This is a genomic window from Arthrobacter sp. MDT2-3 (assembly GCF_059090465.1).
The window spans coordinates 130,506-153,050 of sequence record NZ_JBNHFS010000005.1 but is presented as its reverse complement, the minus strand read 5'-3'; the positions used below and the strand labels follow the sequence as shown (position 1 = coordinate 153,050).

General features: G+C 65.7%; 22 protein-coding genes. 10 read left to right on the top strand and 12 right to left on the bottom strand.

Annotated features, from left to right (window positions below; translation table 11 throughout):
• Positions 1-6: 6 nt before the first annotated feature.
• Together AC5RUQ_RS15725 and AC5RUQ_RS15720 are read right to left on the bottom strand one after the other, a co-directional pair.
• On the bottom strand, positions 7-1,185 hold the full coding sequence (locus tag AC5RUQ_RS15725; RefSeq protein ID WP_493948280.1) for a thiolase family protein: 1,179 nt from the start codon (positions 1,183-1,185) through the stop codon (positions 7-9).
• Positions 1,175-2,581: a class I adenylate-forming enzyme family protein gene (locus AC5RUQ_RS15720; protein WP_493948279.1), complete on the bottom strand. Its 1,407-nt coding sequence runs from the start codon at positions 2,579-2,581 to the stop codon at positions 1,175-1,177. The genes AC5RUQ_RS15725 and AC5RUQ_RS15720 overlap by 11 nt, the downstream gene beginning before the upstream one ends.
• A gap of 59 nt (positions 2,582-2,640) precedes the next feature.
• Here AC5RUQ_RS15720 and ypfJ point away from each other — a divergent pair, with 59 nt between their 5' ends.
• The gene (gene ypfJ, locus AC5RUQ_RS15715) at positions 2,641-3,519 is read left to right on the top strand and encodes a KPN_02809 family neutral zinc metallopeptidase (RefSeq protein WP_493948278.1); all 879 of its coding nucleotides are present in this window, start codon (positions 2,641-2,643) and stop codon (positions 3,517-3,519) included.
• A 115-nt stretch (positions 3,520-3,634) separates the two neighbouring features.
• On the opposite strand, the gene AC5RUQ_RS15710 is transcribed toward ypfJ, so the two are convergent.
• The 6 genes from AC5RUQ_RS15710 to AC5RUQ_RS15685 all read right to left on the bottom strand — a co-directional run bounded on the left by AC5RUQ_RS15710 (position 3,635) and on the right by AC5RUQ_RS15685 (position 8,817).
• On the bottom strand, positions 3,635-3,967 hold the full coding sequence (locus AC5RUQ_RS15710; RefSeq protein ID WP_163163566.1) for a metal-sulfur cluster assembly factor: 333 nt from the start codon (positions 3,965-3,967) through the stop codon (positions 3,635-3,637).
• Between the two features lie 15 nt (positions 3,968-3,982).
• Positions 3,983-4,771 (bottom strand): Fe-S cluster assembly ATPase SufC, encoded by a 789-nt coding sequence (gene sufC / locus AC5RUQ_RS15705; protein ID WP_163163564.1) that lies wholly within the window; start codon positions 4,769-4,771, stop codon positions 3,983-3,985.
• Positions 4,772-4,850: 79 nt separating this feature from the next.
• The gene (locus AC5RUQ_RS15700) at positions 4,851-5,210 is read right to left on the bottom strand and encodes a non-heme iron oxygenase ferredoxin subunit (RefSeq protein WP_163163562.1); all 360 of its coding nucleotides are present in this window, start codon (positions 5,208-5,210) and stop codon (positions 4,851-4,853) included.
• Between the two features lie 24 nt (positions 5,211-5,234).
• Positions 5,235-6,518, bottom strand: a complete 1,284-nt coding sequence (gene sufD, locus AC5RUQ_RS15695; RefSeq protein ID WP_493948277.1) for a Fe-S cluster assembly protein SufD — start codon at positions 6,516-6,518, stop codon at positions 5,235-5,237.
• 2 nt (positions 6,519-6,520) lie between these two features.
• Positions 6,521-7,984, bottom strand: a complete 1,464-nt coding sequence (gene sufB, locus AC5RUQ_RS15690) for a Fe-S cluster assembly protein SufB (protein WP_256247745.1) — start codon at positions 7,982-7,984, stop codon at positions 6,521-6,523.
• Positions 7,984-8,817, bottom strand: a complete 834-nt coding sequence (locus AC5RUQ_RS15685) for a helix-turn-helix transcriptional regulator (protein WP_493948276.1) — start codon at positions 8,815-8,817, stop codon at positions 7,984-7,986. The genes sufB and AC5RUQ_RS15685 overlap by 1 nt, the downstream gene beginning before the upstream one ends.
• A gap of 201 nt (positions 8,818-9,018) precedes the next feature.
• Between AC5RUQ_RS15685 and AC5RUQ_RS15680 the strand changes: the two genes are divergently transcribed.
• The 3 genes from AC5RUQ_RS15680 to AC5RUQ_RS15670 are packed head-to-tail and all read left to right on the top strand — an operon-like array spanning position 9,019 to position 11,757.
• On the top strand, positions 9,019-9,987 hold the full coding sequence (locus tag AC5RUQ_RS15680; RefSeq protein ID WP_493948275.1) for an ABC transporter ATP-binding protein: 969 nt from the start codon (positions 9,019-9,021) through the stop codon (positions 9,985-9,987).
• On the top strand, positions 9,984-10,805 hold the full coding sequence (locus AC5RUQ_RS15675; protein WP_493948274.1) for an ABC transporter permease: 822 nt from the start codon (positions 9,984-9,986) through the stop codon (positions 10,803-10,805). Before AC5RUQ_RS15680 ends, AC5RUQ_RS15675 begins: the two co-directional genes overlap by 4 nt.
• Before the next feature lie 7 nt (positions 10,806-10,812).
• Positions 10,813-11,757: a COX15/CtaA family protein gene (locus AC5RUQ_RS15670; protein ID WP_493948273.1), complete on the top strand. Its 945-nt coding sequence runs from the start codon at positions 10,813-10,815 to the stop codon at positions 11,755-11,757.
• A gap of 88 nt (positions 11,758-11,845) precedes the next feature.
• Here the strand turns inward: AC5RUQ_RS15670 and AC5RUQ_RS15665 are convergent, their stop codons facing one another.
• Both AC5RUQ_RS15665 and AC5RUQ_RS15660 read right to left on the bottom strand, forming a co-directional pair.
• Positions 11,846-11,995, bottom strand: a complete 150-nt coding sequence (locus AC5RUQ_RS15665) for a hypothetical protein (protein ID WP_493948272.1) — start codon at positions 11,993-11,995, stop codon at positions 11,846-11,848.
• An 84-nt stretch (positions 11,996-12,079) separates the two neighbouring features.
• Positions 12,080-13,039: a heme o synthase gene (locus AC5RUQ_RS15660; RefSeq protein WP_163164135.1), complete on the bottom strand. Its 960-nt coding sequence runs from the start codon at positions 13,037-13,039 to the stop codon at positions 12,080-12,082.
• Between the two features lie 515 nt (positions 13,040-13,554).
• On the opposite strand from AC5RUQ_RS15660, the gene tkt reads away from it, so the two are divergent.
• Genes tkt through pgl form a run of 6 tightly spaced genes read left to right on the top strand, consistent with a single transcriptional unit; the run spans position 13,555 to position 21,790 of the window.
• Positions 13,555-15,672 carry a transketolase gene (gene tkt, locus AC5RUQ_RS15655; protein WP_493948444.1) on the top strand — a complete coding sequence of 706 codons (2,118 nt, stop codon included), beginning with the start codon at positions 13,555-13,557 and terminating at the stop codon, positions 15,670-15,672.
• Positions 15,673-15,701: 29 nt separating this feature from the next.
• Complete coding sequence (gene tal, locus AC5RUQ_RS15650) at positions 15,702-16,817, top strand: transaldolase (RefSeq protein ID WP_493948271.1); 1,116 nt, start codon at positions 15,702-15,704, stop codon at positions 16,815-16,817.
• A 6-nt stretch (positions 16,818-16,823) separates the two neighbouring features.
• Positions 16,824-18,458 (top strand): glucose-6-phosphate isomerase, encoded by a 1,635-nt coding sequence (locus AC5RUQ_RS15645; protein WP_493948270.1) that lies wholly within the window; start codon positions 16,824-16,826, stop codon positions 18,456-18,458.
• Between the two features lie 14 nt (positions 18,459-18,472).
• Positions 18,473-20,044 (top strand): glucose-6-phosphate dehydrogenase, encoded by a 1,572-nt coding sequence (gene zwf / locus AC5RUQ_RS15640; protein WP_493948269.1) that lies wholly within the window; start codon positions 18,473-18,475, stop codon positions 20,042-20,044.
• Positions 20,041-20,982: a glucose-6-phosphate dehydrogenase assembly protein OpcA gene (locus AC5RUQ_RS15635; protein ID WP_163163542.1), complete on the top strand. Its 942-nt coding sequence runs from the start codon at positions 20,041-20,043 to the stop codon at positions 20,980-20,982. Before zwf ends, AC5RUQ_RS15635 begins: the two co-directional genes overlap by 4 nt.
• The gene (pgl, locus tag AC5RUQ_RS15630; RefSeq protein WP_493948268.1) at positions 20,972-21,790 is read left to right on the top strand and encodes a 6-phosphogluconolactonase; all 819 of its coding nucleotides are present in this window, start codon (positions 20,972-20,974) and stop codon (positions 21,788-21,790) included. Before AC5RUQ_RS15635 ends, pgl begins: the two co-directional genes overlap by 11 nt.
• Here the strand turns inward: pgl and AC5RUQ_RS15625 are convergent.
• A complete protein-coding gene (locus AC5RUQ_RS15625) occupies positions 21,743-22,138 on the bottom strand; it encodes an RNA polymerase-binding protein RbpA (protein WP_493948267.1) in 396 nt (131 codons plus the stop codon). The genes pgl and AC5RUQ_RS15625 overlap by 48 nt on opposite strands.
• A gap of 110 nt (positions 22,139-22,248) precedes the next feature.
• The gene (gene secG / locus AC5RUQ_RS15620; protein ID WP_307095161.1) at positions 22,249-22,506 is read right to left on the bottom strand and encodes a preprotein translocase subunit SecG; all 258 of its coding nucleotides are present in this window, start codon (positions 22,504-22,506) and stop codon (positions 22,249-22,251) included.
• Positions 22,507-22,545: the final 39 nt, after the last annotated feature.

The window sequence follows — 22,545 nt, the reverse complement described above, 5'->3', positions numbered from 1 at the left end:
AGTGCCTCAGAGGCGCTCGTATTGCAGCAAGGCGGCGGTACCCATTCCGCCGGCGATGCTGATCATTGCCAGCGCCAAGCTCCCGGGCGTTCCGGTCTTCCGCGCCTGGGCCAGCAGGCGGGTCACCAGCACAGCACCCGACGCTCCGTACGCGTGCCCTAAAGCCAACGCGCCGCCGTCGAGGTTCACCCGCCCGGCGTCGATCCCCAACTCGTCAAGGCAGGCAAGTGTCTGAGACGCGAATGCCTCGTTGAATTCCACCAGGTCCAACTCGTCAGCTTCCACGTCCGCGGCCGTCAGCACGCTGCGGGCAGCAGCGGCGGCGCCGACGCCCAGCAGCTCGGGATCCACGCCCGCCGTCCCCGTGCCGAGCACCATCAGACCGTCAGTGGCGCCCGTTTCCCGGGCCCGCTGCAGCGAAGTGATGACGACGGCGGATGCAGCGTCAGCGTCGAAGCAGGAGTTTCCGGCCGTGACAGTTCCCCCGTCCACAAAGGCGGGCGGGAACCGCGCCATCACCGCCGCGCTCAGGCCCCGCCGTGGCCCATCGTCCGCAGCAACAGTACCGCCAGCTATCTCCAGCGGGACCAGCTCGCCGTCGAAATTTCCGGCTTCCGCGGCGGCAAGAGCCAAGCCGTGGCTACGCAGGGCGAAGGCATCCTGGCGTGCCCTGCCTACGCCGAACTTCCGCGCCACATTTTCTGCGGCCACGCCCATGTCCGGGTCGCCGAGGGTGTCCGGCACAAACTGTGCCCGCGCGTAAAACTCCGGCCCGCCGTCGTCGTTCCGGTGCGCGCGCAGGGGCGCGGTGCTGGTGCTTTCCACTCCACCGGCCAGATACAGGGGGTTGCCGCCGGCAGCCACCAGCCTTGCAGCCAGGACGATCGCGTCCAGACCGGAGCCGCACTGGCGGTCAACGGTGAGGCCTGGGACCGTAACCGGCAGGCCGGCCTCCAGCAGTGCAAGCCGGGCCACGTTTCCGCCGCCGCCCACCGCGTTCCCGATCACCACATCCGTGACGGAGCCCGGATTTATTCCCTGACCCGCCACGAGCTCGCGCAGGACGGGCGCCAGCAGCTTGTGCGCGCGCAGTTTTCGCAGAGATCCGTTGGTGCGGCATACGGGGGTGCGGCGGGCCGCAACGATGACAGGCTGGCGGTCCGGCGGAAGGAGCTCAGGCGCCAAGGTTCCGGATCCTCTGGTCCCCCGAGCTGATCCAGTCCAGCAGCAGGTTCCGGCTGATCTTCCCGCGGTCCGTAACGGGGAGTTCGGTGACCGCGTAATACTGCAGCGGCCACTTGTCGCGGGCCAAAATATTGTCCAGGCCCGCCCGCAACTGGGTGGCAGTAACAGCGCCGGCGGACGGGACAACCCCCGCAACCACCCGCTGTCCCCGCAGGTCATCCGGCATCCCGGCCGCCACCGCGGCTGCTACGCCGGGCACCGCGGCCAGCGCCAGTTCCACCTCGTGCGGGTACACGTTCTTGCCGGCAGTGAGGATCATGTCCGAGCGGCGCCCCAGGATGTGGAGCTCCCCCGCCTCCAGGTAGCCCTGGTCCCCCACAGTGAACCATCCGTCGAAGGACCTCAATGCCTGGCCGTCGTCACCCCAGAGGTAGCCGTTGCTGACCATGGGGCTCCGCACGCAGATGTTGCCGGCGGTCCCGTCCGGAAGGGCGCCGCCCGAGTCATCGAGGATCCTGACGTCCACGCCGGGAAAGGGGCTCCCGATGCCGGTCCCGCCCAGGGATGCCTCCTCGCCCGCAGCCAGGCCGGCCCCGGACACAAAGCTCAGCTCCGAAGCGCCGTAGTACTCGTAGATGGTGGCGTTCGGGGCCCAGCGTCGGGCAGCTTCGAGGGTCCGCGCATCGAGTTTAGAGCCGGCACAGATAATGCTGCGAACCCCGGAGGCGTCCACGCATCCTGTCAGTCCGCGCTCGCTCAGCATCCTCAGCATGGTGGGTACCAGCACAAGCCTGGTGACCCGGTCGTACGAGATGGCTGCGTGGACGGCGCCGACGTCGAACGTGTCAAGGGTCTGGAATTCTGACCCAGCGTAGAGGCACTCGGCCAGGGCGTAGAGGTTAAGGCTGGCTGCCAGCGGCCCTGGCGCCAGGGTGACATCGTCCTGGCGCAGCCCGAAAAACTCGATGGACGCGTCGAAGGACTCCTGCCAGGACCGGCGGGACCGTGTGAAGGCCTTCGGGACGGTGGTGGTGCCGGACGTCAGACCGATGAGGAACGTGGATTCCGGCGTGCCGTCCGCAAGTACATCGTCCGGGGACACCGCGGCGGGCTGCGCCGATGACTCAATGCGGCGGACGACGTCCTCCTGCAGCAGAGCAGGCCAAGTGGGGTCGACGACGGCGCACTGTCGTCCCCCGGCCAGCGCAGCGGCGAACTTGACGGCGAAGGGGACTGAGTTGGCTTCACAGAGCGCGGTGACGGCCTTCGTTTCCGCGACCAGGGCAGCAGAGGAATCACGGAGCTCCGCCCACGTGAGGTGTTGACCCGCGACCACGACGGCGGTGTCGTGCGGCCGTTCGTCGGCCCAGCGCTGGATTCTGTTGAGGAAAGGCATCGGATCAACTTTACCGGCCGGCACGGATTGAGCTTCGGGTCCGCGGGTAATGTGACTTTATGAGTTTCAACGACAATGTGCAGCTGGATCCTTCGCAGGTCCAGGACCGGCGCGGCATGGGCCGCGGAGCAAAGGTTGGCGGTGGCATCGGCGGCGGGCTCATCCTGCTCATCGCCGCGCTCCTGGGCGTCAACCCGCAGTTGCTGGAAGGACTGGCGGGAGCAGGTCAGGCGCCGCAAAGCCAGGGCACCGCGCCGGCCTGCGAAACCGGGGCCGACGCAGACGCCCGCGTGGACTGCCGCATCACCGGCACCGTGAACAGCCTGAACGCGTTCTGGCCCGCCTATCTGCAGCAGTACAACGTGCGGTACCCGCAGCCGGAGACGGTGATCTTCGAGCAGGGGGTCAACACAGGTTGTGGCGCGGCTTCCAGCGCTGTCGGCCCGTTCTACTGCCCGGCCGATACCACCGCCTACTTCGATCCCGGCTTCTTCCAGGAGCTCGTGGACCGGTTCGGTTCCTCGGGCGGTCCGCTGGCGCAGGAGTATGTGGTGGCCCACGAGTTCGGGCACCACATCCAAAACGTGCTCGGGAACCTGGACCAGGCACAGCAGGACCCACAGGGCCCGGAGTCCGGCGCTGTCCGCGTTGAGCTTCAGGCCGACTGCTACGCGGGTCTGTGGGCCAAACACGCCTCAACCCAGCCCGGCCCGGCAGGCCAGCCGTTCCTGGAGGCCCTGACACAGCAGGACCTGAACGACGCACTGTCCGCCGCTTCGGCCGTCGGCGATGACCGGATCCAGGAGGCAGCAACCGGCCGGGTCTCCCCCGAGGCCTGGACCCACGGCTCCAGCGAGCAGCGCCAGCGGTGGTTCTACAAGGGCTACGAAACCGGCGACATCAACCAGTGCGACACCTTCTCCGCGCCCACGCTTTGAGGTGGGCCCACACCGGCAGGGTTCCCTGGCCGAGCTTGCGAGGCTAGGGGCGGTGGGGAACGACGACGGCGGGTCACCTTCCCCGGGAAGGTGACCCGCCGTCGTCGTACTTTATTTAGATGTTGAAGCCGAGGGCCCGCATCTGGTCCTTGCCGTCGTCGGTGATCCGTTCCGGACCCCATGGCGGCATCCAGACCCAGTTCAGGCGCCAGTCGTCAACAACGCCGTCCAGGGCCTGGCCCACCTGCTCCTCAAGAACATCGGTGAGCGGGCAGGCGGCGGTGGTCAGGGTCATATCGATCAGCAGCGCGCCGTCGTCATCGGAGTACTTCAGGCCGTAGAGCAGGCCGAGGTCCACAATGTTGACGCCGAGCTCCGGGTCGATGACATCCTTCAGCGCCTCTTCGATGTCCTCGAGGCTGGTGCGGGACGCGTCGATTTCGGTCATGGCGAAAGTCCCTTACTAGGCCTGTGCGGCGACGGGTGCAGCGGCGGCGCCGGCGCCCTTCGCGTAGCGGTCGTAGCCTTCTTCTTCCAGGCGGTCGGCCAGTTCGGGGCCGCCTTCCTCAACAACCTGGCCGTCCACGAACACGTGCACGAAGTCAGGCTTGATGTAGCGCAGGATCCGCGTGTAGTGGGTGATGAGCAGCGTGCCCATCTTGCCCTCGGCGTGGGCACGGTTGACGCCCTCGGACACAACCTTCAGCGCGTCAACGTCCAGGCCGGAGTCCGTCTCATCCAGGATGGCGAACTTGGGCTTGAAGAGTTCCAGCTGCAGGATTTCCACCCGCTTCTTCTCACCGCCGGAGAAGCCTTCGTTCACGTTGCGCTGTGCGAAGTCGGCGTCGATGCGGAGCTGCTCCATGGCAGCCTTGACGTCCTTGGTCCAGGTGCGCAGCTTGGGGGCTTCGCCGTCGATCGCGGTCTTGGCCGTGCGCAGGAAGTTGGTCATGCTGACGCCGGGGACCTCCACCGGGTACTGCATGGCCAGGAAGACACCGGCGCGGGCGCGCTCGTCAACGCTCATCTCCAGGACGTCTTCGCCGTCAAGGGTAATGGAGCCGCTGGTCACGTTGTAGCGCGGGTGGCCTGCGATGGTGGAGGCCAGCGTGGACTTGCCGGAGCCGTTGGGGCCCATGATGGCGTGGGTTTCGCCGGTCCGGATGGTCAGGCTGACGCCCTTCAGGATTTCCTTGGTGCCCTGCTCCGTCTCAATGCTGACGTGCAGGTCCTTGATCTCAAGAGTAGACATGTGTCTTGTTCTCCTCTGCGCCGAGCCTGGCGGCTGCGGTGCGGTCTCTGTCTGGAAGTTGGTTCGTAATTCTGTGGTGCTAGCTGAAGTTGGGGGCTTCGGCGCCGTTGAGGATGTTGGTGAAGTCCACATAGACCTCATCACCCCGGATCTCGACGGCGAACACCGGAACGGGATCGTAGGCCGGCAGCTGGAGCGGTTCCCCGCTGCGCAGGTCGAACTGGGAGCCGTGGCCCCAGCACTCGATGGCGCAGCCCTCCACTTCGCCCTCGGACAAGGAAATGTCCGCGTGCGAGCAGGTGTCACCGATTGCGTGGATCTCCCCCATGGAGTCCTTGACGATCGCCACAGGGTAGTCGTCGATCAGGATCCGCAGCGCCTGCTTCAGCTGGATTTCATCCACCTTGCAGACAAGCTCGCCCTTTGGCTGGTCAGTCATCTTTAAGCCCGTGCCCCGTTACCTCTAGTTGTCCGTCAGTGCGAGTTCATGCTCAACAGCCTCGGTCAGCCGCTCCTCGATGGAGGGGACCTTGATCTGTTGGATGATCTCGTTCAGGAAGCCGCGGACCACGAGGCGGCGGGCAACCGGTTCCGGGATGCCGCGGGCCATCAGGTAGAAGAGGTGCTCGTCATCCATCCGGCCGGTGGCGCTGGCGTGGCCGGCACCCTCGATCAGTCCGGTCTCGATTTCGAGGTTGGGCACGGAATCGGCACGGGCGCCGTCGGTCAACAGCAGGTTGCGGTTGGCCTCGTAGGTGTCGGTGCCCTCTGCTTCCTTGCGGATCAGGACGTCACCAACCCAGACGGCGTGGGCGTTGCGGCCCTGCAGTGCGCCCTTGTACAGCACGTTGGACTTGCAGTTGGGTACTGCATGGTCCACGAACAGGCGCTGCTCCAGGTGCTGGCCGGCGTCGGCGAAGTACAGGCCGAACAGCTCGGCCTCGCCGCCGGGGGCGGTGAAGCGTGCCGACGGCGTGACGCGGACCAGGTCCCCGCCGAGGCTGACCATGACGTGCTTGAGCTTGGCGTCGCGGCCGATCTTTGCCTGCTGGGAGGAGGCGTGGACGGCGTCGTCGTTCCATTCCTGGAGGGAGATAACCGTCAGGCTGGCGCCGTCTTCAACGATGATCTCAACGTTTTCCGATACAACGGCGGATCCCCTGTGGTTCAGGACAACAACTGCCTTGGAGAACTTTTCCGCCACGATCACGAGGTGCTGGGCGGCTGCCTCGAGCGAGGTGCCTTCGATATCGACGGAGATCTCCGTCAGGGCTTCGAACTCAGCCGGGATGGTGACGACGGTGGCGCCGGCGAAGTTTTCCCAGGCGTTGGCTGACACGCGGTCCTCGGGGATTCCGGCGGTACCAATCCGCTGGTCGTCGCGGTTGACGCTTTCCACTGTGACCTGCTCGGGTCCGGTGACCACCACGGTGGGTGCCGCGCCGGAGAGGACCTCGGAGTGCAGGCCGCGGAGCCGCTTCAGCGGGGTGAAACGCCAGTCTTCCTCCATGCCGGTGAGCGGCTTGAAGTCGGCAAGCTTGTAGGAGGTCAGCCGGCCGGCACGTGAGCTGTCCGGGATGCCAACGCCGCCGCCGTGGGAGTGGCTCTTGGCCGAAGCACCCGCAAGGGGTGCCTTGGAGCCGGCATTGATCGGCGAGAGGCTCTCGCCTTCTTCGGTGAAGCCGTCGATGAACGGCTGGGCTGAGGGCGCGCCGATGCGTGCCTTTTCAGTAGTGATTTCAGTCATCGTTATCCGACGGACCCTTCCATCTGCAGTTCAATCAGGCGGTTCAGCTCAAGTGCGTACTCCATGGGGAGCTCGCGGGCGATGGGCTCGATGAAGCCGCGGACGATCATCGCCATGGCTTCGTCTTCGCGCATGCCGCGGGACATCAGGTAGAAGAGCTGCTCTTCGCTGACCCGGGAAACAGTTGCCTCGTGGCCCATCACAACGTCGTCCTCGCGGATGTCGATGTACGGGTAGGTGTCCGAGCGGCTGATGGTATCAACCAGCAGAGCATCACAGCGGACGGTGTTGGCGGAGTGCTTGGCCCCTTCGCGGACCTGAACCAGGCCGCGGTAAGCTGCACGGCCGCCGCCGCGGGCCACCGACTTGGAAATGATGGAGCTCTTGGTGTTCGGCGCAATGTGCACCATCTTGGAACCGGTGTCCTGGTGCTGGCCCTCGCCGGCGAAAGCGATGGACAGGGTTTCGCCCTTGGCGTGCTCCCCCACGAGGTAAACGGCCGGGTACTTCATGGTGACCTTGGAGCCGATGTTGCCGTCGACCCATTCCATGGTGGCGCCCTCTTCGCAGATGGCACGCTTGGTCACCAGGTTGTACACATTGTTGGACCAGTTCTGGATGGTGGTGTACCGGACGCGGGCGCCCTTCTTCACGATGATCTCCACCACAGCGGAGTGCAGCGAGTCCGACGTGTAGATCGGCGCGGTGCAGCCTTCGATGTAGTGGACGTAGGAATCCTCGTCCGCGATGATCAGGGTCCGCTCGAACTGGCCCATGTTCTCGGTGTTGATGCGGAAGTATGCCTGCAGTGGAATGTCCACGTGGACACCCTTGGGGACGTACACGAAGGAGCCGCCGGACCAGACAGAGGTGTTCAGCGAAGCGAACTTGTTGTCGCCCACCGGGATCACGGTGCCGAAGTACTCCTGGAAAATCTCCGGGTGTTCCTTCAAGGCGGTGTCGGTGTCCAGGAAGATGACACCCTGGCGCTCCAGGTCCTCACGCAACTGGTGGTAAACGACCTCGGACTCGTACTGGGCGGCTACACCGGAAACCAGGCGCTGCTTTTCGGCCTCGGGGATGCCCAGCTTGTCGTAGGTGTTCTTGATGTCCTCGGGCAGCTCTTCCCAGGTGGCAGCCTGCTTCTCCGTGGAGCGGACGAAGTACTTGATGTTGTCGAAGTCGATGCCGGAGAGGTCTGCACCCCAGGTGGGCATCGGCTTGCGGTCGAAGTACTTCAGGCCCTTCAGGCGCAGGTCGAGCATCCACTCCGGCTCGCTCTTCTTGGCCGAAATGTCCCGGACCACTTCTTCGTTGAGCCCACGGCGTGCGTTGGCGCCGACGTCGTTCTTGTCAGCCCATCCGTACTCGTAGTTGCCGATGCCGTGAAGCTCGGGATTCTTTTCCAGAATCTCCGAGATCACAGTGTTTTCGGCTACCGCTTTCTCTGATAGTTGGTCCGTCATCACGGCCTTTCTTGCTGATGGTTGTTTACTTCATTCAGGCTGGCGGGGGCTGCCGGGGACCTCAGGGGTCCTTGGGCAGACAACCTGCCTGTGGGTATATGGGTGGTGCAGACGTGCCCGCCGCGGGCCAGTGTGGAGAGGCGGCGCACGTCCACACCTACCAGCCTCGAGAACACTTCGGTCTCCACGTCGCAAAACACGGGGAACCGGGCGGCGAGCTGTTGGATGGGGCAGTGGCCCTGGCACAGCTGCACGCTGGAGAGTGCCGCCGGGAGCGGGGGCTTGGCCTCGATGGAGGCTGCCGAGGCCACGAAGTTGTCGCGGCTCAGGGCGTCCGCCAAGGCTTTGGCGCGGTCGGTGATGTCCGGGCCCGCCTTCGCGATTTCCGGGGCGTAGCGGCGTTCCATCTCGGCGAAGCGCTCGACGGCGAATGCCCGCACTGCGTCCGGCCCGGCAACTTTCTGGAGCTGCTGGAGCGCAAGTGCGGCAATATCCAGGTAATCGTTGCCGAGGCTCGACTGGCCCTGGGAGCTGAGGACATAGCGCCGTGCGGGACGGCCTGCCCCGGCGCCGGCCTTTGCCACGCGCTTGACTTCAATAACGCCTGCACGGGATAAATGGTCCAGGTGCCGGCGAACCGCCGCCGGAGTGAATCCCAGCAGGTCGCCGAGTTCAGCGGCGCTGACTGGCCCATGTTCCAGGACGGCCGAGAGGACGCGGTCCCGGGTGCGCTCATCGGCGTCAGCCACCGGACCGGCGGCCAGGGGGCCGCGGTCTGCGGGAGCCGGTGAGGTCCCGTGCCCGGCAAAGGGCATAGCAGTAGCATTGCTCATGGAATACACAACACAATCATGTCGTAATTTACTCCCTCGCTCCAGTAAGGGCAGGCTGACCTCAGCAGAGCTGCGGAGTTTTTGTCCAGATCTGCAGGCCTGGCCACTGCGGAAGTCCTCATACCTGGACAAAAACCCGTGGAGGTCCCTGCTGCGCCGCCGAAGGACGTCGGAAAATACTACATCCCGTAGAATATTCGGGTGCGATCCCCCCAATCCCCGGTTCTGTCCATCAGCGGGCTAGTTAAGGATGTAGGCCCGCTTGCAAGCCTGGACGGAAAAATGCTCCGGGTGGTGAGCGGGATCTCCCTTGTCGCTGAGCGCGGCCAGGTTACGGCCCTCCTGGGCGCAAACGGTGCCGGGAAAACCACCACACTCGAATGCGCCCAAGGCCTTCAAAAAAGAAGCGGCGGCACCATCTCCCTGTTGGGCCACGACCCCGCAACGGCAGGGGCGGAACTGCGCTCCCGCGTGGGTGTGATGCTTCAGGACGGCGGGCTGCCGCCGTCGTCCAGGCCTGTTCCCTTGCTGCGGCACATAGCCGGACTCTACGCACGGCCCTGGCCCGTGGATGACCTCATTGAGCGGCTGGGCATCGACGCGTTCAGCCGGACCACCGTCCGGCGGCTCTCCGGCGGGCAGAAGCAGCGCCTGGCCCTCGCCGCTGCGCTGATCGGCCGGCCGGAAGTCCTGTTCCTCGACGAACCCAGTGCCGGCTTGGACCCGCAGTCCCGCCAACTGGTGTTCAACCTCATTTCCGAGCTACGCGACGCCGGGATGGGCATCATCCTCACCACGCACCTGATGGACGACGCCCAGCGGCTGGCCGACTACGTTTACATCATCGACGGCGGCCGCAACGTGGCCGAGGGCACCGTCCAGGAACTGCTCCAGCGCAGTCCTGCCTTGGAAACAGGGGCCGAGCACATCCGCACACTCGAGTTCGAAGCGCATCCAGGGCTGGATTTTGCCGGGCTTCTGCCAGCCGGCATTGCCGTCTCCGAGACCCGCGCGGGCAGCTACTCCGTCACGGGCAGCCTGACTCCCGGCCACCTCGCAGCACTGGCACGATGGTGGGAAACGCATAACATCATGCCGGCTTCCATGACCCTGCAGGCGCGTAGCCTTGAAGACGTCTTTCTGGATATTTCGGGAAAGGACATCCGATGAACGGGACAGCGCCGGGCGCTGCCGGCGCCACTCCAGGCAATGGTCCAAGCACCACCCTGGGTGGCGTTTCAGGCCGGCAGGACCCCGCCTCCCTGCTGCGCCGCGTTCTGCTGCAAGGCAAGTACGAGTCTTTGGCCATGCTCCGGAACGGCGAGCAGCTGATCCTGGCTGTAGTGCTGCCGCTCCTGGCGCTTGTCGGTCTGACCGTGACGCCGTTCCTGGACGGGATGGGGGCCAGCCGCATTGACGTTGCCGTACCCGGGATCCTTGCCTTGTGCGCCATGTCCACGGCATTCACAGGCCAGGGCATCGCCACCGGCTTCGACAGGCGCTATGGCGTGCTGCGTTTCCTTTCCACCACCCCCCTGGGACGCGGGGGGCTGATCGCCGGCAAGGCGCTTTCGGTCTTGGCCGTCCTCTGCCTGCAGGTGGTTGTGGTTGCTGTGGTGGCCCTGTCCTTGGGATGGCAGCCGCAGGCAGCCGCCTGGATTCCCGGCCTGCTCCTCCTGGCACTGGGCGCCGCCGCCTTTACCGCACTGGGCCTGCTGGTGGCCGGGACCGTCCGGCCGGAAGCCACGCTCGCCATCACCAACCTGCTCTGGATCCTGCTGGGCGCACTGGGCGGAATCGTCCTCCCGGCGGAACGCCTGCCTGCCGGTGCCCAGGCAATGGTGGAGTTACTGCCCTCCGGCGCGCTGGGTGAATCCCTGCGCGAGGCTTTCCTTGCCGGCACGCTGAATGGCGGCGCCACCCTCATCCTGCTGCTGTGGACCGTCATTGCCGGGGCAGCAGCCATCCGTTGGTTCAAGTGGAATTGAGATATCCGTGAGCACGGCCGCACGCCTCCCCCAGTTTGTTAACCGCCTGTCGTCCCGGCTGCCCCGCACCGTGGACGTCAGGGTCCGCCGCCTGGCGGTTGCCTCCCTGATCGGCCAGACCCTCCTGGTGGTCACCGGCGGCGCCGTGCGGCTGACGGCATCCGGCCTGGGCTGTCCCACGTGGCCGCGCTGCACGGACACTTCCCTGGTAAACACACCGGAAATGGGTATCCACGGGTTCATCGAATTCGGTAACCGGCTCCTTACCTTCGCCCTTGCCGCCGTCGCAGCCCTGATGCTGGTGTACCTGTGGAACCTGCGCAAGGAGCGCCGGGACCTTTTCCTGCTGGCACTGGGGCTGCTGGCCAGCATCCCGGCCCAGGCCGTGATCGGCGGCATTACCGTACTGACGAACCTCAACCCCTGGGTGGTGGGCCTGCACTTCCTGGTCTCCATGGCGCTGGTGGTGTTCGCCACGCTGTTGGTGAACCGTGCCTTTGGCCGGACGGGCCGGTTCCGGACCGTCTCCCACCCCGCCCTGCCGGGTGTCATGCGCCCGGTGACGGCCGCCGTCGCGCTCTTCTCCGCGCTTGCGGTGATGCTCGGCGTGGTGGTGACCGGGGCCGGTCCGCACGCTGGCGACGCCGACGCTCCCCGGAACGGGCTGGACTGGGACCTTTTCTCCCACATCCACGCCGTTCCCGCCTACCTCATCACCGCTGGAACATTGGTGGCACTCGCACTGGTGTTCCTGCGCCGGATCAAGGGGTCCTTCCGCACCGCCGTCCTGGCACTGCTCGGCGTGACACTCCTTCAGGGCGTCATCGGCTTCACCCAGTACTACAACGGCATTCCAGCGCTGCTGGTGGCCGCCCATATGCTGGGTGCCGCGCTGCTGATGGTGGCTGCAACCAACGCCTGGGACATCGCCCGGTCCAGCCCCGTGGAGTAGTTCCGCCCGCTTCCCAATCTGCAATGCCAAGCGCCCCGGTTCCTTCCGAACCGGGGCGCTTGGAATCTGGCGGCGTGGTTCCTGCTGGTCAGCCTGCACGCGTCCCCGCAGGGACGGGTCTTCGCGGGGCCTGGGCAGGGTCGAGGAACTGAATGCCGGCTCGCTCAGTGACCTGGCAGCCGAACTCCTGGACCAGCCCGGCAACGGCGACGGCGAGGCCCGCGGCGGGTCCGCTCACCTGAAGGCTTCCCGGACTCCTTAAACGGGGCAAGCCTCCCCCGGCAGAACCGGGAGAGGCTTGACGTGCCGCAGGATGGCGCCTTTAGCCCGCCATAACCGCCGGCCCGATGAACGGATCAACCGCCAGGGCAATGAAAAGCAGGGTGAGGTAGCTGATGGAGCCGTGAAAGACCTTCATGGCCCGCTTGTCGGAGATGTCCTCACGCTGGGCCCGGTTGTACAGGGAATGGGACTCGTACAGGAACCAGGCGCCTGCCAGGACGGCGGTGGCCGTGTAGACCCAGCCGGCTCCGCCGGCGGGAATCATCAGCAATGAGCAGGCCACCATGGCCCACGCGTACAGGACCACCTGAACGGAGACCACTTTGGCGCCGGCGATGGCTCCGAGCATGGGGACCTTGGCGTTGCGGTAGTCCTCGCCGTAGCGCATGGACAGGGGCCAGTAATGCGGAGGTGTCCAGAGGAAGATCACCATAAAGAGAATGACAGCGGGCCATTCCACCGAGTTGGTGACAGCAGCCCAGGCAATCAGCACCGGGAAGCAGCCGGCAGCACCGCCCCACACGATATTCTGCGCGGTACGCCGCTTAAGGATGATCGTGTAGATCACCACATAGAAGAAGATGGCCCCCAGTCCCAGCCAGGCGGACAGCGGATTGGCTCCGAACCAGAGGATGGCGATGGCGGCCGCGCCCAGGAGCCAAGAGAAGACCAGCGCTTCACGCGGCGTCACCTCACCGGTGACCAGCGGACGGTTTTCGGTACGGTGCATCAGTTTGTCGATGTCGCGGTCGATGTAGCAGTTGAACGCTCCGGCGCTGCCGGCGGCGAAGGCGCCGCCCACCAGCGTGGCGAGGATGAGCCCGATCGAGGGGAAGCCGCGCTCCGCGTAGATCATGGTGGGAAGGGTGCTGACGAGGAGCAGCTCAATCACGCGGGGCTTGGTGAGGGCAAGATACGCCTTGGCCTTACGGGCAATCCCGGCGCTTGTTGCCCGGGATGCGTTCAGCGGCGTATCTGTTGTGCTCACGGTGGCAGTCACCCGTTCTGTTGGCAGTTCTGTCTGGCTGTCCAGCTGTGTCATGAGGCCCGCCCTTCGGAGCGTCGGCGGAACCGTAATCACCGATCCTCGCCTTGGCCGGGAGTCGCGGGAGCTAAAAAAGGTCCGCCACCCGGCGCTGGCCTCCAAATATCATACCGTGCCGGTCCCGTCCCAACGGCCCGTCATTTGGTGCTGATGATCGCTCGCGCATCGATTCGAGCAGATTAACTCACCCTCACTTCAGAAGGATTCACATAAGGCGAAATTGCGTCCAAAACGTGAGATTTCGGCCTCCCGCAGAGTGGAATAGAGCTAAGCTGTCACCAGATCAGCACGCAGCAAGGAAGCAGTGGAAAACGCATTCCAGGACTGGCCAGTGGCTGAGTGAAAAGATCAACGTTTCGATGGTGAACGGCTGGTACACACCGCAGCGGGCGCCACACAGCGTGCCTTAAAACGGATCCGGTGTGCCATCTGCCATCAGCACAGAGAGGGGCCCGGTTTTCGTGCCACATTTGGAAGAGCAAGAACTGTCTTGGACCAGCCTGGACGAGCGCGCGGTGGATACCATTCGCGTGCTCGCAGCAGATGCCGTGGAGAAGGTGGGCAACGGCCACCCGGGAACGGCAATGAGCCTGGCGCCGGCCGCGTACCTCCTTTTCCAGAAGCTGATGCGGCACGACCCGCGGAATCCTGACTGGCTGGGCCGTGACCGCTTTGTCCTGTCCCCGGGCCACACCTCCCTCACCCTTTACATCCAGCTCTTCCTTTCCGGTTACGGCCTGGAGCTGAAGGACCTGGAGGCGCTGCGGACGTGGGGTTCACTGACCCCGGGCCACCCCGAGTACAAGCACACCGCCGGCGTGGAGATCACCACCGGCCCGCTGGGCCAGGGCCTGGCGTCCTCCGTCGGCTTTGCCTACTCCCAGCGCCGGATGCGCGGCCTGTTCGACGCCGACGCTCCCGCCGGCAGCAGCCCGTTCGACCACACCATCTGGGTCATTGCCTCCGACGGCGACCTCCAGGAAGGCGTCACGGCTGAGGCTTCCTCGCTTGCCGGCCACCAGGAACTCGGCAACCTCGTTGTTGTCTACGATGAGAACCACATCTCCATCGAGGACGACACCGACATCGCGTTCACCGAGGATGTCCTCAAGCGCTACGAAGCCTACGGCTGGCACGTCCAGCGCGTGGACTGGACCAAGACCGGTGAATACAAGGAAGACGTCCAGGAGCTCTACTCGGCGCTCCTCGCGGCCAAGGCTGAGACGTCCAAGCCGTCCATCGTGTCGCTGCGCACCATCATCGGCTACCCGGCCCCCAAAAAGCAGAACACGGGCAAGATCCACGGTTCTGCCCTTGGTGCAGAGGAAGTCGCCGCACTGAAGGAGGTTCTGGGCTTTGACCCGGCCAAGTCCTTCGACGTGGACCAGGACGTCCTGGCCCACGCCCGCGCCGTGGTGGACCGCGGTGCTGCCGCCCGCAAGGAGTGGGAAGAGTCCTTCAACGCCTGGCAGGCGGCCAACCCCGAGGGCGCGGCCCTGCTGCAGCGCATCGAGGCCAAGGAACTGCCCAACGATGTTGACGCGGCCCTTCCGGTCTTCCCGGCCGGTAAGGACGTCTCCACCCGTGCCGCCTCGGGCAAGGTCCTGAACGCCCTGGGCCCGGTCCTGCCCGAACTGTGGGGCGGGTCTGCCGACCTTGCAGAGTCGAACAACACCACCATCGAGGGCTCGCCGTCGTTCGTTCCGGCGTCGAAGCAGACGGACGCGTGGAAGGGCAACCCGTACGGCCGTGTGCTGCACTTCGGTATCCGCGAGCACGCCGCAGCCTCGATCGTCAACGGCATCAGCCTGCACGGCCGGACCCGCGCGTTCTCCGGCACGTTCCTGATCTTCAGCGACTACCAGCGGCCCGCCATCCGTCTTGGCGCGCTGATGGGTGTGCCGTCCCTGTACGTTTGGACGCACGACTCCATCGGCCTGGGCGAGGACGGCCCCACCCACCAGCCGGTGGAACAGCTCGCCTCGCTGCGCGCCATCGTTGGCCTGGACGTGGTCCGTCCCGGTGACGCCAACGAAGTAGCCGTGGCCTGGAAGACGATGCTGGAAAACCACTCCAACCCGGCCGGCATCGTCCTGACCCGCCAGAACATCCCCACCTGGGAACGCGGCGAGGGTGAGGCCGACGGCGACACGTTCGGTTCCGTTGCCGGCGTCGCCAAGGGCGGCTACGTCCTGGCCGAAGCCGCCAAGGACGGCGCCACCGTCCCGGCCGACGTCATCCTCATCGGCACCGGCTCCGAGGTCCAGCTGGCCGTGAAGGCCCGCGAAGCCCTGCAGGCCGAAGGCATCGCCGCCCGTGTCGTCTCGATGCCCTGCGTTGAGTGGTTCAACAAGCAGGACGCCGCCTACCGCGAGTCAGTGCTCCCCGCGGCCGTCAAGGCCCGTGTGTCCGTCGAAGCAGGACTGGCCCTGGGCTGGAAGGAATTCGTCGGCGACGCCGGCCGTTCCGTCAGCCTTGAGCACTACGGCGCTTCCGCGGACTACAAGCGCCTCTTCCAGGAGTTCGGCATCACCGCAGAAGCAGTTGCTGCGGCCGCCAAGGACTCCCTCGCAGGCCTGCAGGCCTGAAAACCCGATTTCCTAGGAGATATAGAACAATGACTACTCCCACCCAGCAGCTCTCCGACGCCGGAGTTTCCATCTGGCTTGATGACCTTTCCCGCGGGCGCCTGGACACCGGCACCCTGGCCAAGCTCATCGAAGAGAAGAACGTGGTTGGTGTGACCACCAACCCGTCCATCTTCCACGCCGCGATCACAACCAGCGCCGACTACGACGGCACGATCGCAAAGCAGGCAGCAGCCGGCGCGTCCGTCGAGGACACCATCTTCGAAATCACCACCACCGACGTCGCCGACGCCTGCGACCTGTTCGCACCCGTCGCTGCAGCCACTAATGGCGTGGACGGCCGCGTATCCATCGAGGTTGACCCGCGCCTGGCCTGGGACACCGCCGGCACCATTGCCGAAGCCAAGCACCTGTACAAGAGGGTCAACAAGGACAACGTCCTCATCAAGATCCCCGCCACCCTTGAGGGCCTCGAAGCGATCACCGCCACCCTGGCGGAGGGCATCAGCGTCAACGTGACCCTGATCTTCTCCCTGGAGCGCTACCGCGCCGTCATCAACGCCTTCCAGTCCGGCCTGGAGCAGGCCAAGGAAAACGGCCACGACCTCTCGAAGATCCACTCCGTGGCCTCGTTCTTCGTCTCCCGCGTGGACGCCGAAATCGACAAGCGCCTCGACGCCCTGGGCACGGACGAGGCAAAGGCCCTCAAGGGCAAGGCCGGCCTGGCCAACGCCCGCCTGGCCTACCAGGTCTACGAAGAGCTCTTCTCCACCGAACGCTGGGCCCTGCTCGCCGAAGCCGGCGCACACCCCCAGCGTCCCCTGTGGGCCTCCACCGGCGTGAAGGATCCGGCCTACCCGGACACCCTGTACGTCACGGAACTTGTCGCCCCCGGTGTTGTGAACACCATGCCGGAAAAGACGCTGGACGCCACCTTCGACCACGGCACGGTCACCGGCGACACCGTCACCGGCACCTACACCGAAGCCAACAACACCCTCGACGCCCTCGAAAAGCTCGGCATCTCCTACAACGACGTCGTCGCAATCCTTGAATCCGAAGGCCTGGACAAGTTCGTGGCCAGCTGGAAGGAACTGCTCGGCGACGTCGAGCGCGCCCTCGCCTCTGCACGGAAGGCTTCCTAACCGACAATGAGCACACTCAGCTACGAAGCCACAGGTGCCGCACAGCAGGCACTGGAACAGCACCTCCCCGCCCTGGTGGAGGACCGCATCGCCACCCGGATCTTCGCGAAGGACCACACCCTGTGGGGCCCTGACGCGGAAGCAGAGTCTGCCATCCGCCTCGGCTGGATTGAGGCGGCCACCGTCTCCCAGCCGTTGGTGAAGGAGATCCTGGAACTCCGCGACGCCCTCCGCGCCGAAGGGGTTACCCGCATCGTGCTGTGCGGTATGGGCGGGTCCTCGCTGGCTCCGGAAGTCATTGCGGGCACCGCCGGCGTCGAGCTGACTGTGCTGGACAGCACGGACCCGGACCAGGTCCGTGCTGCCCTGGCGGACCGGCTGGCGGAGACCGCGATTGTGGTCTCCTCCAAGTCCGGATCCACCGTAGAGACGGATTCGCAGCGAAGGGTCTTCGAGAAGGCGTTCAATGACGCAGGCATCGACGCCAAGAGCCGCATCATCATCGTCACGGATCCGGGTTCCCCGCTGGACAAGGCCTCCCGTGAGGCCGGCTACCGGGCCGTCTTTAACGCGGACCCCAATGTCGGCGGCCGTTTCTCCGCGCTCACCGCGTTCGGCCTGGTGCCCTCGGGCCTGGCCGGGGTGGACATCCAGGCCTTCCTGGATGAGGCCGAGGAGGCCGCCGAGGTCCTGAACGACGACGCACCCGAGAACATCGGCCTTGCGCTCGGGACCGCGTTGGGCGGAACCAGCCCGCTGCGCAACAAAATCGTCATTGCCGAGGACGGCTCGGGCATTGTGGGCTTCGCCGACTGGGCCGAGCAGCTCATCGCCGAATCGACGGGCAAGCTGGGCACCGGCGTCCTGCCGGTCGTGGCCGGACCCTCTTCGCCCGAGGTAACCTCCGGGGCCGAGGACGTGCTGGTGGTCCGGCTGGTGGCCCCGGATGCCGACGTCGAACTCGGTGAAAACCAGGTTGCCATCGCTGGCGGGCTGCCCACCCAGATGATGGTCTGGGAGTTCGCCACGGCCGTCGCCGGGCGCCTGCTCGGTATCAACCCGTTCGATCAGCCCGACGTTGAGGCAGCCAAGGTGGCGGCACGCGGCCTGCTGGACGCGCAGCCGGAACCCACCCCCGCAGCTTTCGTCGACGGCGCCATCGAGGTCCGCGGCGGCGAGTGGCTGAGCGATGCGTCAACGGCCGAGGAAGCAGTCCGAGCTTTGTTGGAAACACTCCAGCCGGACAGCTACCTGAGCGTCCAGGCCTACTTCGACCGGCTGGCGTTCGCGCAGCTCGAGGGCATACGTGATGAGCTTGCCGCCGTCTCGGGCCGCCCGGTTACGTTCGGCTGGGGGCCGCGGTTCCTGCACTCCACCGGTCAGTTCCATAAGGGCGGCCCCGCCATCGGTGTGTTCCTCCAGGTCACAGCTGCTTCGGCCGAAGACCTTTCCATCCCGGAGCGTCCCTTCACGTTCGGTGAACTGATCGCCGCGCAGGCCGCCGGTGACGCCCAGGTCCTGAGCGAGCATGGCCGTCCCGTGCTTCGCCTGCACCTGACCGACCGCGCTGCCGGTGTGGCACAGTTGCAGGACATCATTGCTGCGCTGTCCGCCAGGTCAGCCTCCGTTACTGAAAGCTAAGGCACAGAAGCAACATGCCAGAAACTGAATACGGCAGGACGTCCGGGGCGCGCCCCGGAAAGCCGCCGCGGAATCCGTTGCGGGATCCGCGTGACCGCCGCTTGAACCGGATCGCCGGTCCGTCGTCGTTGGTGCTCTTCGGAGTCACCGGTGACCTTGCCCGCAAGAAGCTCATGCCGGCCGTGTATGACCTGGCCAACCGGGGGTTGTTGCCGCCCAGCTTCGCGCTGGTCGGTTTCGCCCGGCGTGAGTGGGACAAGGAGGACTTCGCCGCTGAGGTGAAGGCCTCCGTCCAGGCCTACGCGCGGACGCCTTTTGATGAGGCGGTGTGGAACCAGCTGTCCGAGGGCATCCGCTTTGTCCAGGGTGAGTTCGACGACGACGGTGCATTCGAGCGGCTCGGCGAGACCATCAAGGAACTCGATGACGTCCGCGGCACCCGGGGGAACCATGCGTTCTACCTCTCGATCCCGCCGAAGGCGTTCGAGCAGGTCTGCCGCCAGCTGTCCAAGCACGGCCTGGCGCAGGCCGAGGGCGACAAGTGGCGCCGCGTGGTGATCGAAAAGCCGTTCGGGCACGACCTGGAATCGGCCCGGAAGCTGAACGACATTGTCGAGTCGGTATTCCCGGCGGACGCGGTGTTCCGGATCGACCATTACCTGGGCAAGGAGACGGTCCAGAACATCCTGGCTTTGCGGTTCGCGAACCAGCTGTTCGAGCCGTTGTGGAACGCGAACTATGTGGACCATGTCCAGATCACGATGGCCGAAGACATCGGCACCGGCGGCCGGGCAGGGTATTACGACGGCGTGGGCGCGGCCCGCGACGTGATCCAGAACCACCTGCTCCAGCTGCTGGCGCTGACAGCGATGGAGGAACCCATTTCCTTCAACGCCGATGACCTGCGTGCGGAGAAGGAAAAGGTCCTCGCCGCCGTCAAGCTCCCCGATGACCTGTCCACGCATTCTGCGCGGGGCCAGTTCACCGGCGGCTGGCAGGGCGGGGAACAGGTCCAGGGCTACCTGGAGGAAGAAGGCATCCCGGCCAATTCCACCACCGAGACGTTCGCCGCGATCCGGGTGGACATCCACACCCGCCGCTGGTCCGGTGTGCCGTTCTACCTGCGCGCGGGAAAGCGCCTGGGCCGCCGGGTGACCGAGATCGCGGTGGTGTTCAAGCGTGCACCGAACCTGTTGTTCCGTGACCACGGTGAGGATGACTTCGGCCAGAACGCCGTGGTGATCCGGGTCCAGCCTGACGAGGGCGTGACCATCCGGTTCGGGTCCAAGGTTCCTGGCACGCAGATGGAAGTGCGGGACGTGACCATGGACTTCGGCTACGGCCACTCCTTCACCGAGTCGTCCCCGGAGGCGTACGAGCGGCTGATCCTGGACGTACTCCTGGGCGAGCCGCCGCTGTTCCCGCGGCACGAGGAAGTGGAGCTGTCCTGGAAGATCCTTGACCCGTTCGAGGAATACTGGGCCACCCTGGATGAACAGCCCGAGCCCTACGCCCCGGGATCGTGGGGCCCGGCCAGTGCTGATGAGCTGCTGGCCCGTGACGGACGAACCTGGAGAAGGCCATGATTGTAGATTTGCCGGACACCACCACCTCGAACGTTTCCAAAAAGCTGATGGCCCTGCGTGAGCAGGGCGGCGTGATCGCCCTGGGCCGGGTGCTCACCCTCGTGGTGGTCACCAAGTCCGGGCTTGAGGAAGAAGCGATCGAGGCAGCCAACGAGGCCAGCCGGGAACACCCCTGCCGGATCATCGTCCTGGCCGACGCCGGGGCCGACGCCGCGGACAAACTGGACGCCCAGATCCGCGTGGGCGGCGACGCGGGGGCCTCCGAGGTCATCGTGCTGCGCGGCTACGGCCAGCTCGCCCACGAAAGCGAATCCCTCGTCGCCGCCCTGCTGCTCCCGGACGCACCGATTGTGGCCTGGTGGCCGCACGGCGCACCGGAAAGTGCCTGCGAAACCTCCATCGGCCGCATCGCGCACCGCAGAATCACCGACTCCGCCAACGAACCGGACCCGCAGGCGGCGCTGGAGAACATCCACGCCACCTACCGGGCCGGGGACACGGACCTCGCCTGGACCCGCCTGACCAACTGGCGGATCCAACTCGCCGCTGTCCTGGACCAGGTGGACTCCTCGCCCGTGACCGCCGTCGCGGTTGAAGGTGCCTCGGACTCCCCGAGCACCATCCTCCTCGCGGCCTGGCTCACCCTCACTCTGGACGCACCGGTCACCATCGTGGCGGACCCGGCCGGGACCGGCATCCGCCGCGTCCGCCTCACCCGCCCCGGCGGCGACGTGCAACTCTTCCGCCCGGGACTGTCCGTGGCCGAACTGACCCAGCCGGGCCAGCCTGCCCAGCGGATCTCGCTTCCACGCCGCAGCCTCCGCGACTGCCTTGCAGAGGAGCTGCGCCGTCTGGACCCGGACGAAGTGTTCGGCGAAGTGATTACTATGGGACTGCCACGTACCAATCTAAGGAGCGTCCGACCCAGTGAGCGTTGAGCCAAGAGTAAGCATTCATCCTGATTCGTCCGTGCTGATGGCGGCCATTGCGGCGCGCCTGATCACCAAGCTTGTTGATGTCCAGGACAAGTACGGTGAAGCTACCGTGGTCCTGACCGGCGGCACGGTGGGTATTGGCACGCTCAAGGCTGTTGCTGACTCTCCGGCGGCGCCCGCCGTCGACTGGTCCAAGGTCAACTTCTGGTGGGGAGATGAGCGGTTTGTCTCCTCAGACGATGCCGACCGGAACACGAGGCAGGCGTTCGAAGCCTTGCTCTCGCACATTCCGGTGGATCCGGAGCGGATCCATGAACCGGGATCATCGGACCAGTTCGGTACTCCGGAAGAGGCTGCCGAGGACTACGCCCGCCAACTGCGGGATGCTGCCGCTTCAGAGCACGCCGCGGACATGTCCGATGACCGGCCTGAACAGCCGGCTGCACTCCCCCGCCTGGACGTTGTCCTGCTGGGTGTGGGACCCGATGCGCATGTGGCGTCGCTGTTTCCCGAGCATGCCGGAATCCGGGAAAAGGAGCGGACGGTGGTGGGTGTGCGGAATTCGCCCAAGCCGCCTCCGCTGCGCGTTTCCCTGACGCTGCCCGCCATCAACACGGCGTCTGAGGTGTGGATGGTTGTTGCGGGCGAGGACAAGGCCGGTGCAGTGGGGCTGGCACTGGCCGGTGCCAACCCTGTCCAGGTGCCTGCCGCGGGTCCCCGGGGAACGTCGCGGACCCTCTGGCTCATCGATGAGAACGCGGCGTCACGCGTCCCCCATCAGCTCGTCCGGAAGGACGCTGCGGGCGCGTAGTTTCTCCAGCGCTCCAGCCAGGAGGTCTTCGGCGTCCTGGCTGGAGCGCCGTTCTTTAACGTATTCCAGGTGGCTTTTGTAGCCGTCGTCCATGCCGTCGGCCTCGGCGGCCGCCATGCCATCCCTCGCTGCCATGGCCCCGCATCGCCGGCAGTCCCATACGGCAGGAAGCTGGTCGTCAGGAAGTTTGAGGAAGACCAGCCGGGTTTCATGTCCCTTGGCGCACCAGTACGAGATCCGGACGCGCGGGAGGCTTTTCCCGTGGTCCTCGGCGGCCTGGAGGCTTGGTCCTGATCCTGCCGTGACACCCGCGCGGGTGCCCCGGAAACCTGACGTTGGATGTACCATCGGGGCTCCTGCCTCTTAAACAGAACTGTGGCTGCCGGAAACCGACAGCCACAGTTTAGTTCGCAGATCAGCGCCGCGGCAGTGCCCGCGCCGATCCTCTTGGCAGTGCTTTAGGAGTCGCCGCTGCCGGTGAACCGCATAATCAGCCCCAGGGCGATGATCACAATGCCCCAGGTGACACCGAGGATCACCGTGAACCGGTTGAGGTTGCGCTCGGCCACGCCGGAGGAGCTCAGCCCTGAACTCATGCCGCCACCGAACATGTCGGACAGTCCGCCGCCCCGTCCCTTGTGGAGGAGGATGAGCAACGTCAGCAGGAGGCTGGTGATGCCCAGGAGGATCTGCAGAATGACATGAAGAACGTCCACGACGGCCTTTCAGAAAGTTGGAATTGCGGGAGTATGCGC

What these genes read in the sequence shown, in the direction of transcription:
- AC5RUQ_RS15700 (WP_163163562.1), bottom strand. Translation starts at nt 5,210, where the DNA reads ATGACTGACCAGCCAAAGGGCGAGCTTGTCTGCAAGGTGGATGAAATC.
- AC5RUQ_RS15710 (WP_163163566.1), bottom strand. Translation starts at nt 3,967, where the DNA reads ATGACCGAAATCGACGCGTCCCGCACCAGCCTCGAGGACATCGAAGAG.
- AC5RUQ_RS15720 (WP_493948279.1), bottom strand. Translation starts at nt 2,581, where the DNA reads ATGCCTTTCCTCAACAGAATCCAGCGCTGGGCCGACGAACGGCCGCAC.
- AC5RUQ_RS15675 (WP_493948274.1), top strand. Translation starts at nt 9,984, where the DNA reads ATGAACGGGACAGCGCCGGGCGCTGCCGGCGCCACTCCAGGCAATGGT.
- sufB (WP_256247745.1), bottom strand. Translation starts at nt 7,984, where the DNA reads ATGACGGACCAACTATCAGAGAAAGCGGTAGCCGAAAACACTGTGATC.
- AC5RUQ_RS15685 (WP_493948276.1), bottom strand. Translation starts at nt 8,817, where the DNA reads ATGAGCAATGCTACTGCTATGCCCTTTGCCGGGCACGGGACCTCACCG.
- tal (WP_493948271.1), top strand. Translation starts at nt 15,702, where the DNA reads ATGACTACTCCCACCCAGCAGCTCTCCGACGCCGGAGTTTCCATCTGG.
- sufC (WP_163163564.1), bottom strand. Translation starts at nt 4,771, where the DNA reads ATGTCTACTCTTGAGATCAAGGACCTGCACGTCAGCATTGAGACGGAG.
- AC5RUQ_RS15635 (WP_163163542.1), top strand. Translation starts at nt 20,041, where the DNA reads ATGATTGTAGATTTGCCGGACACCACCACCTCGAACGTTTCCAAAAAG.
- AC5RUQ_RS15625 (WP_493948267.1), bottom strand. Translation starts at nt 22,138, where the DNA reads ATGGTACATCCAACGTCAGGTTTCCGGGGCACCCGCGCGGGTGTCACG.
- sufD (WP_493948277.1), bottom strand. Translation starts at nt 6,518, where the DNA reads ATGACTGAAATCACTACTGAAAAGGCACGCATCGGCGCGCCCTCAGCC.
- AC5RUQ_RS15645 (WP_493948270.1), top strand. Translation starts at nt 16,824, where the DNA reads ATGAGCACACTCAGCTACGAAGCCACAGGTGCCGCACAGCAGGCACTG.
- zwf (WP_493948269.1), top strand. Translation starts at nt 18,473, where the DNA reads ATGCCAGAAACTGAATACGGCAGGACGTCCGGGGCGCGCCCCGGAAAG.
- ypfJ (WP_493948278.1), top strand. Translation starts at nt 2,641, where the DNA reads ATGAGTTTCAACGACAATGTGCAGCTGGATCCTTCGCAGGTCCAGGAC.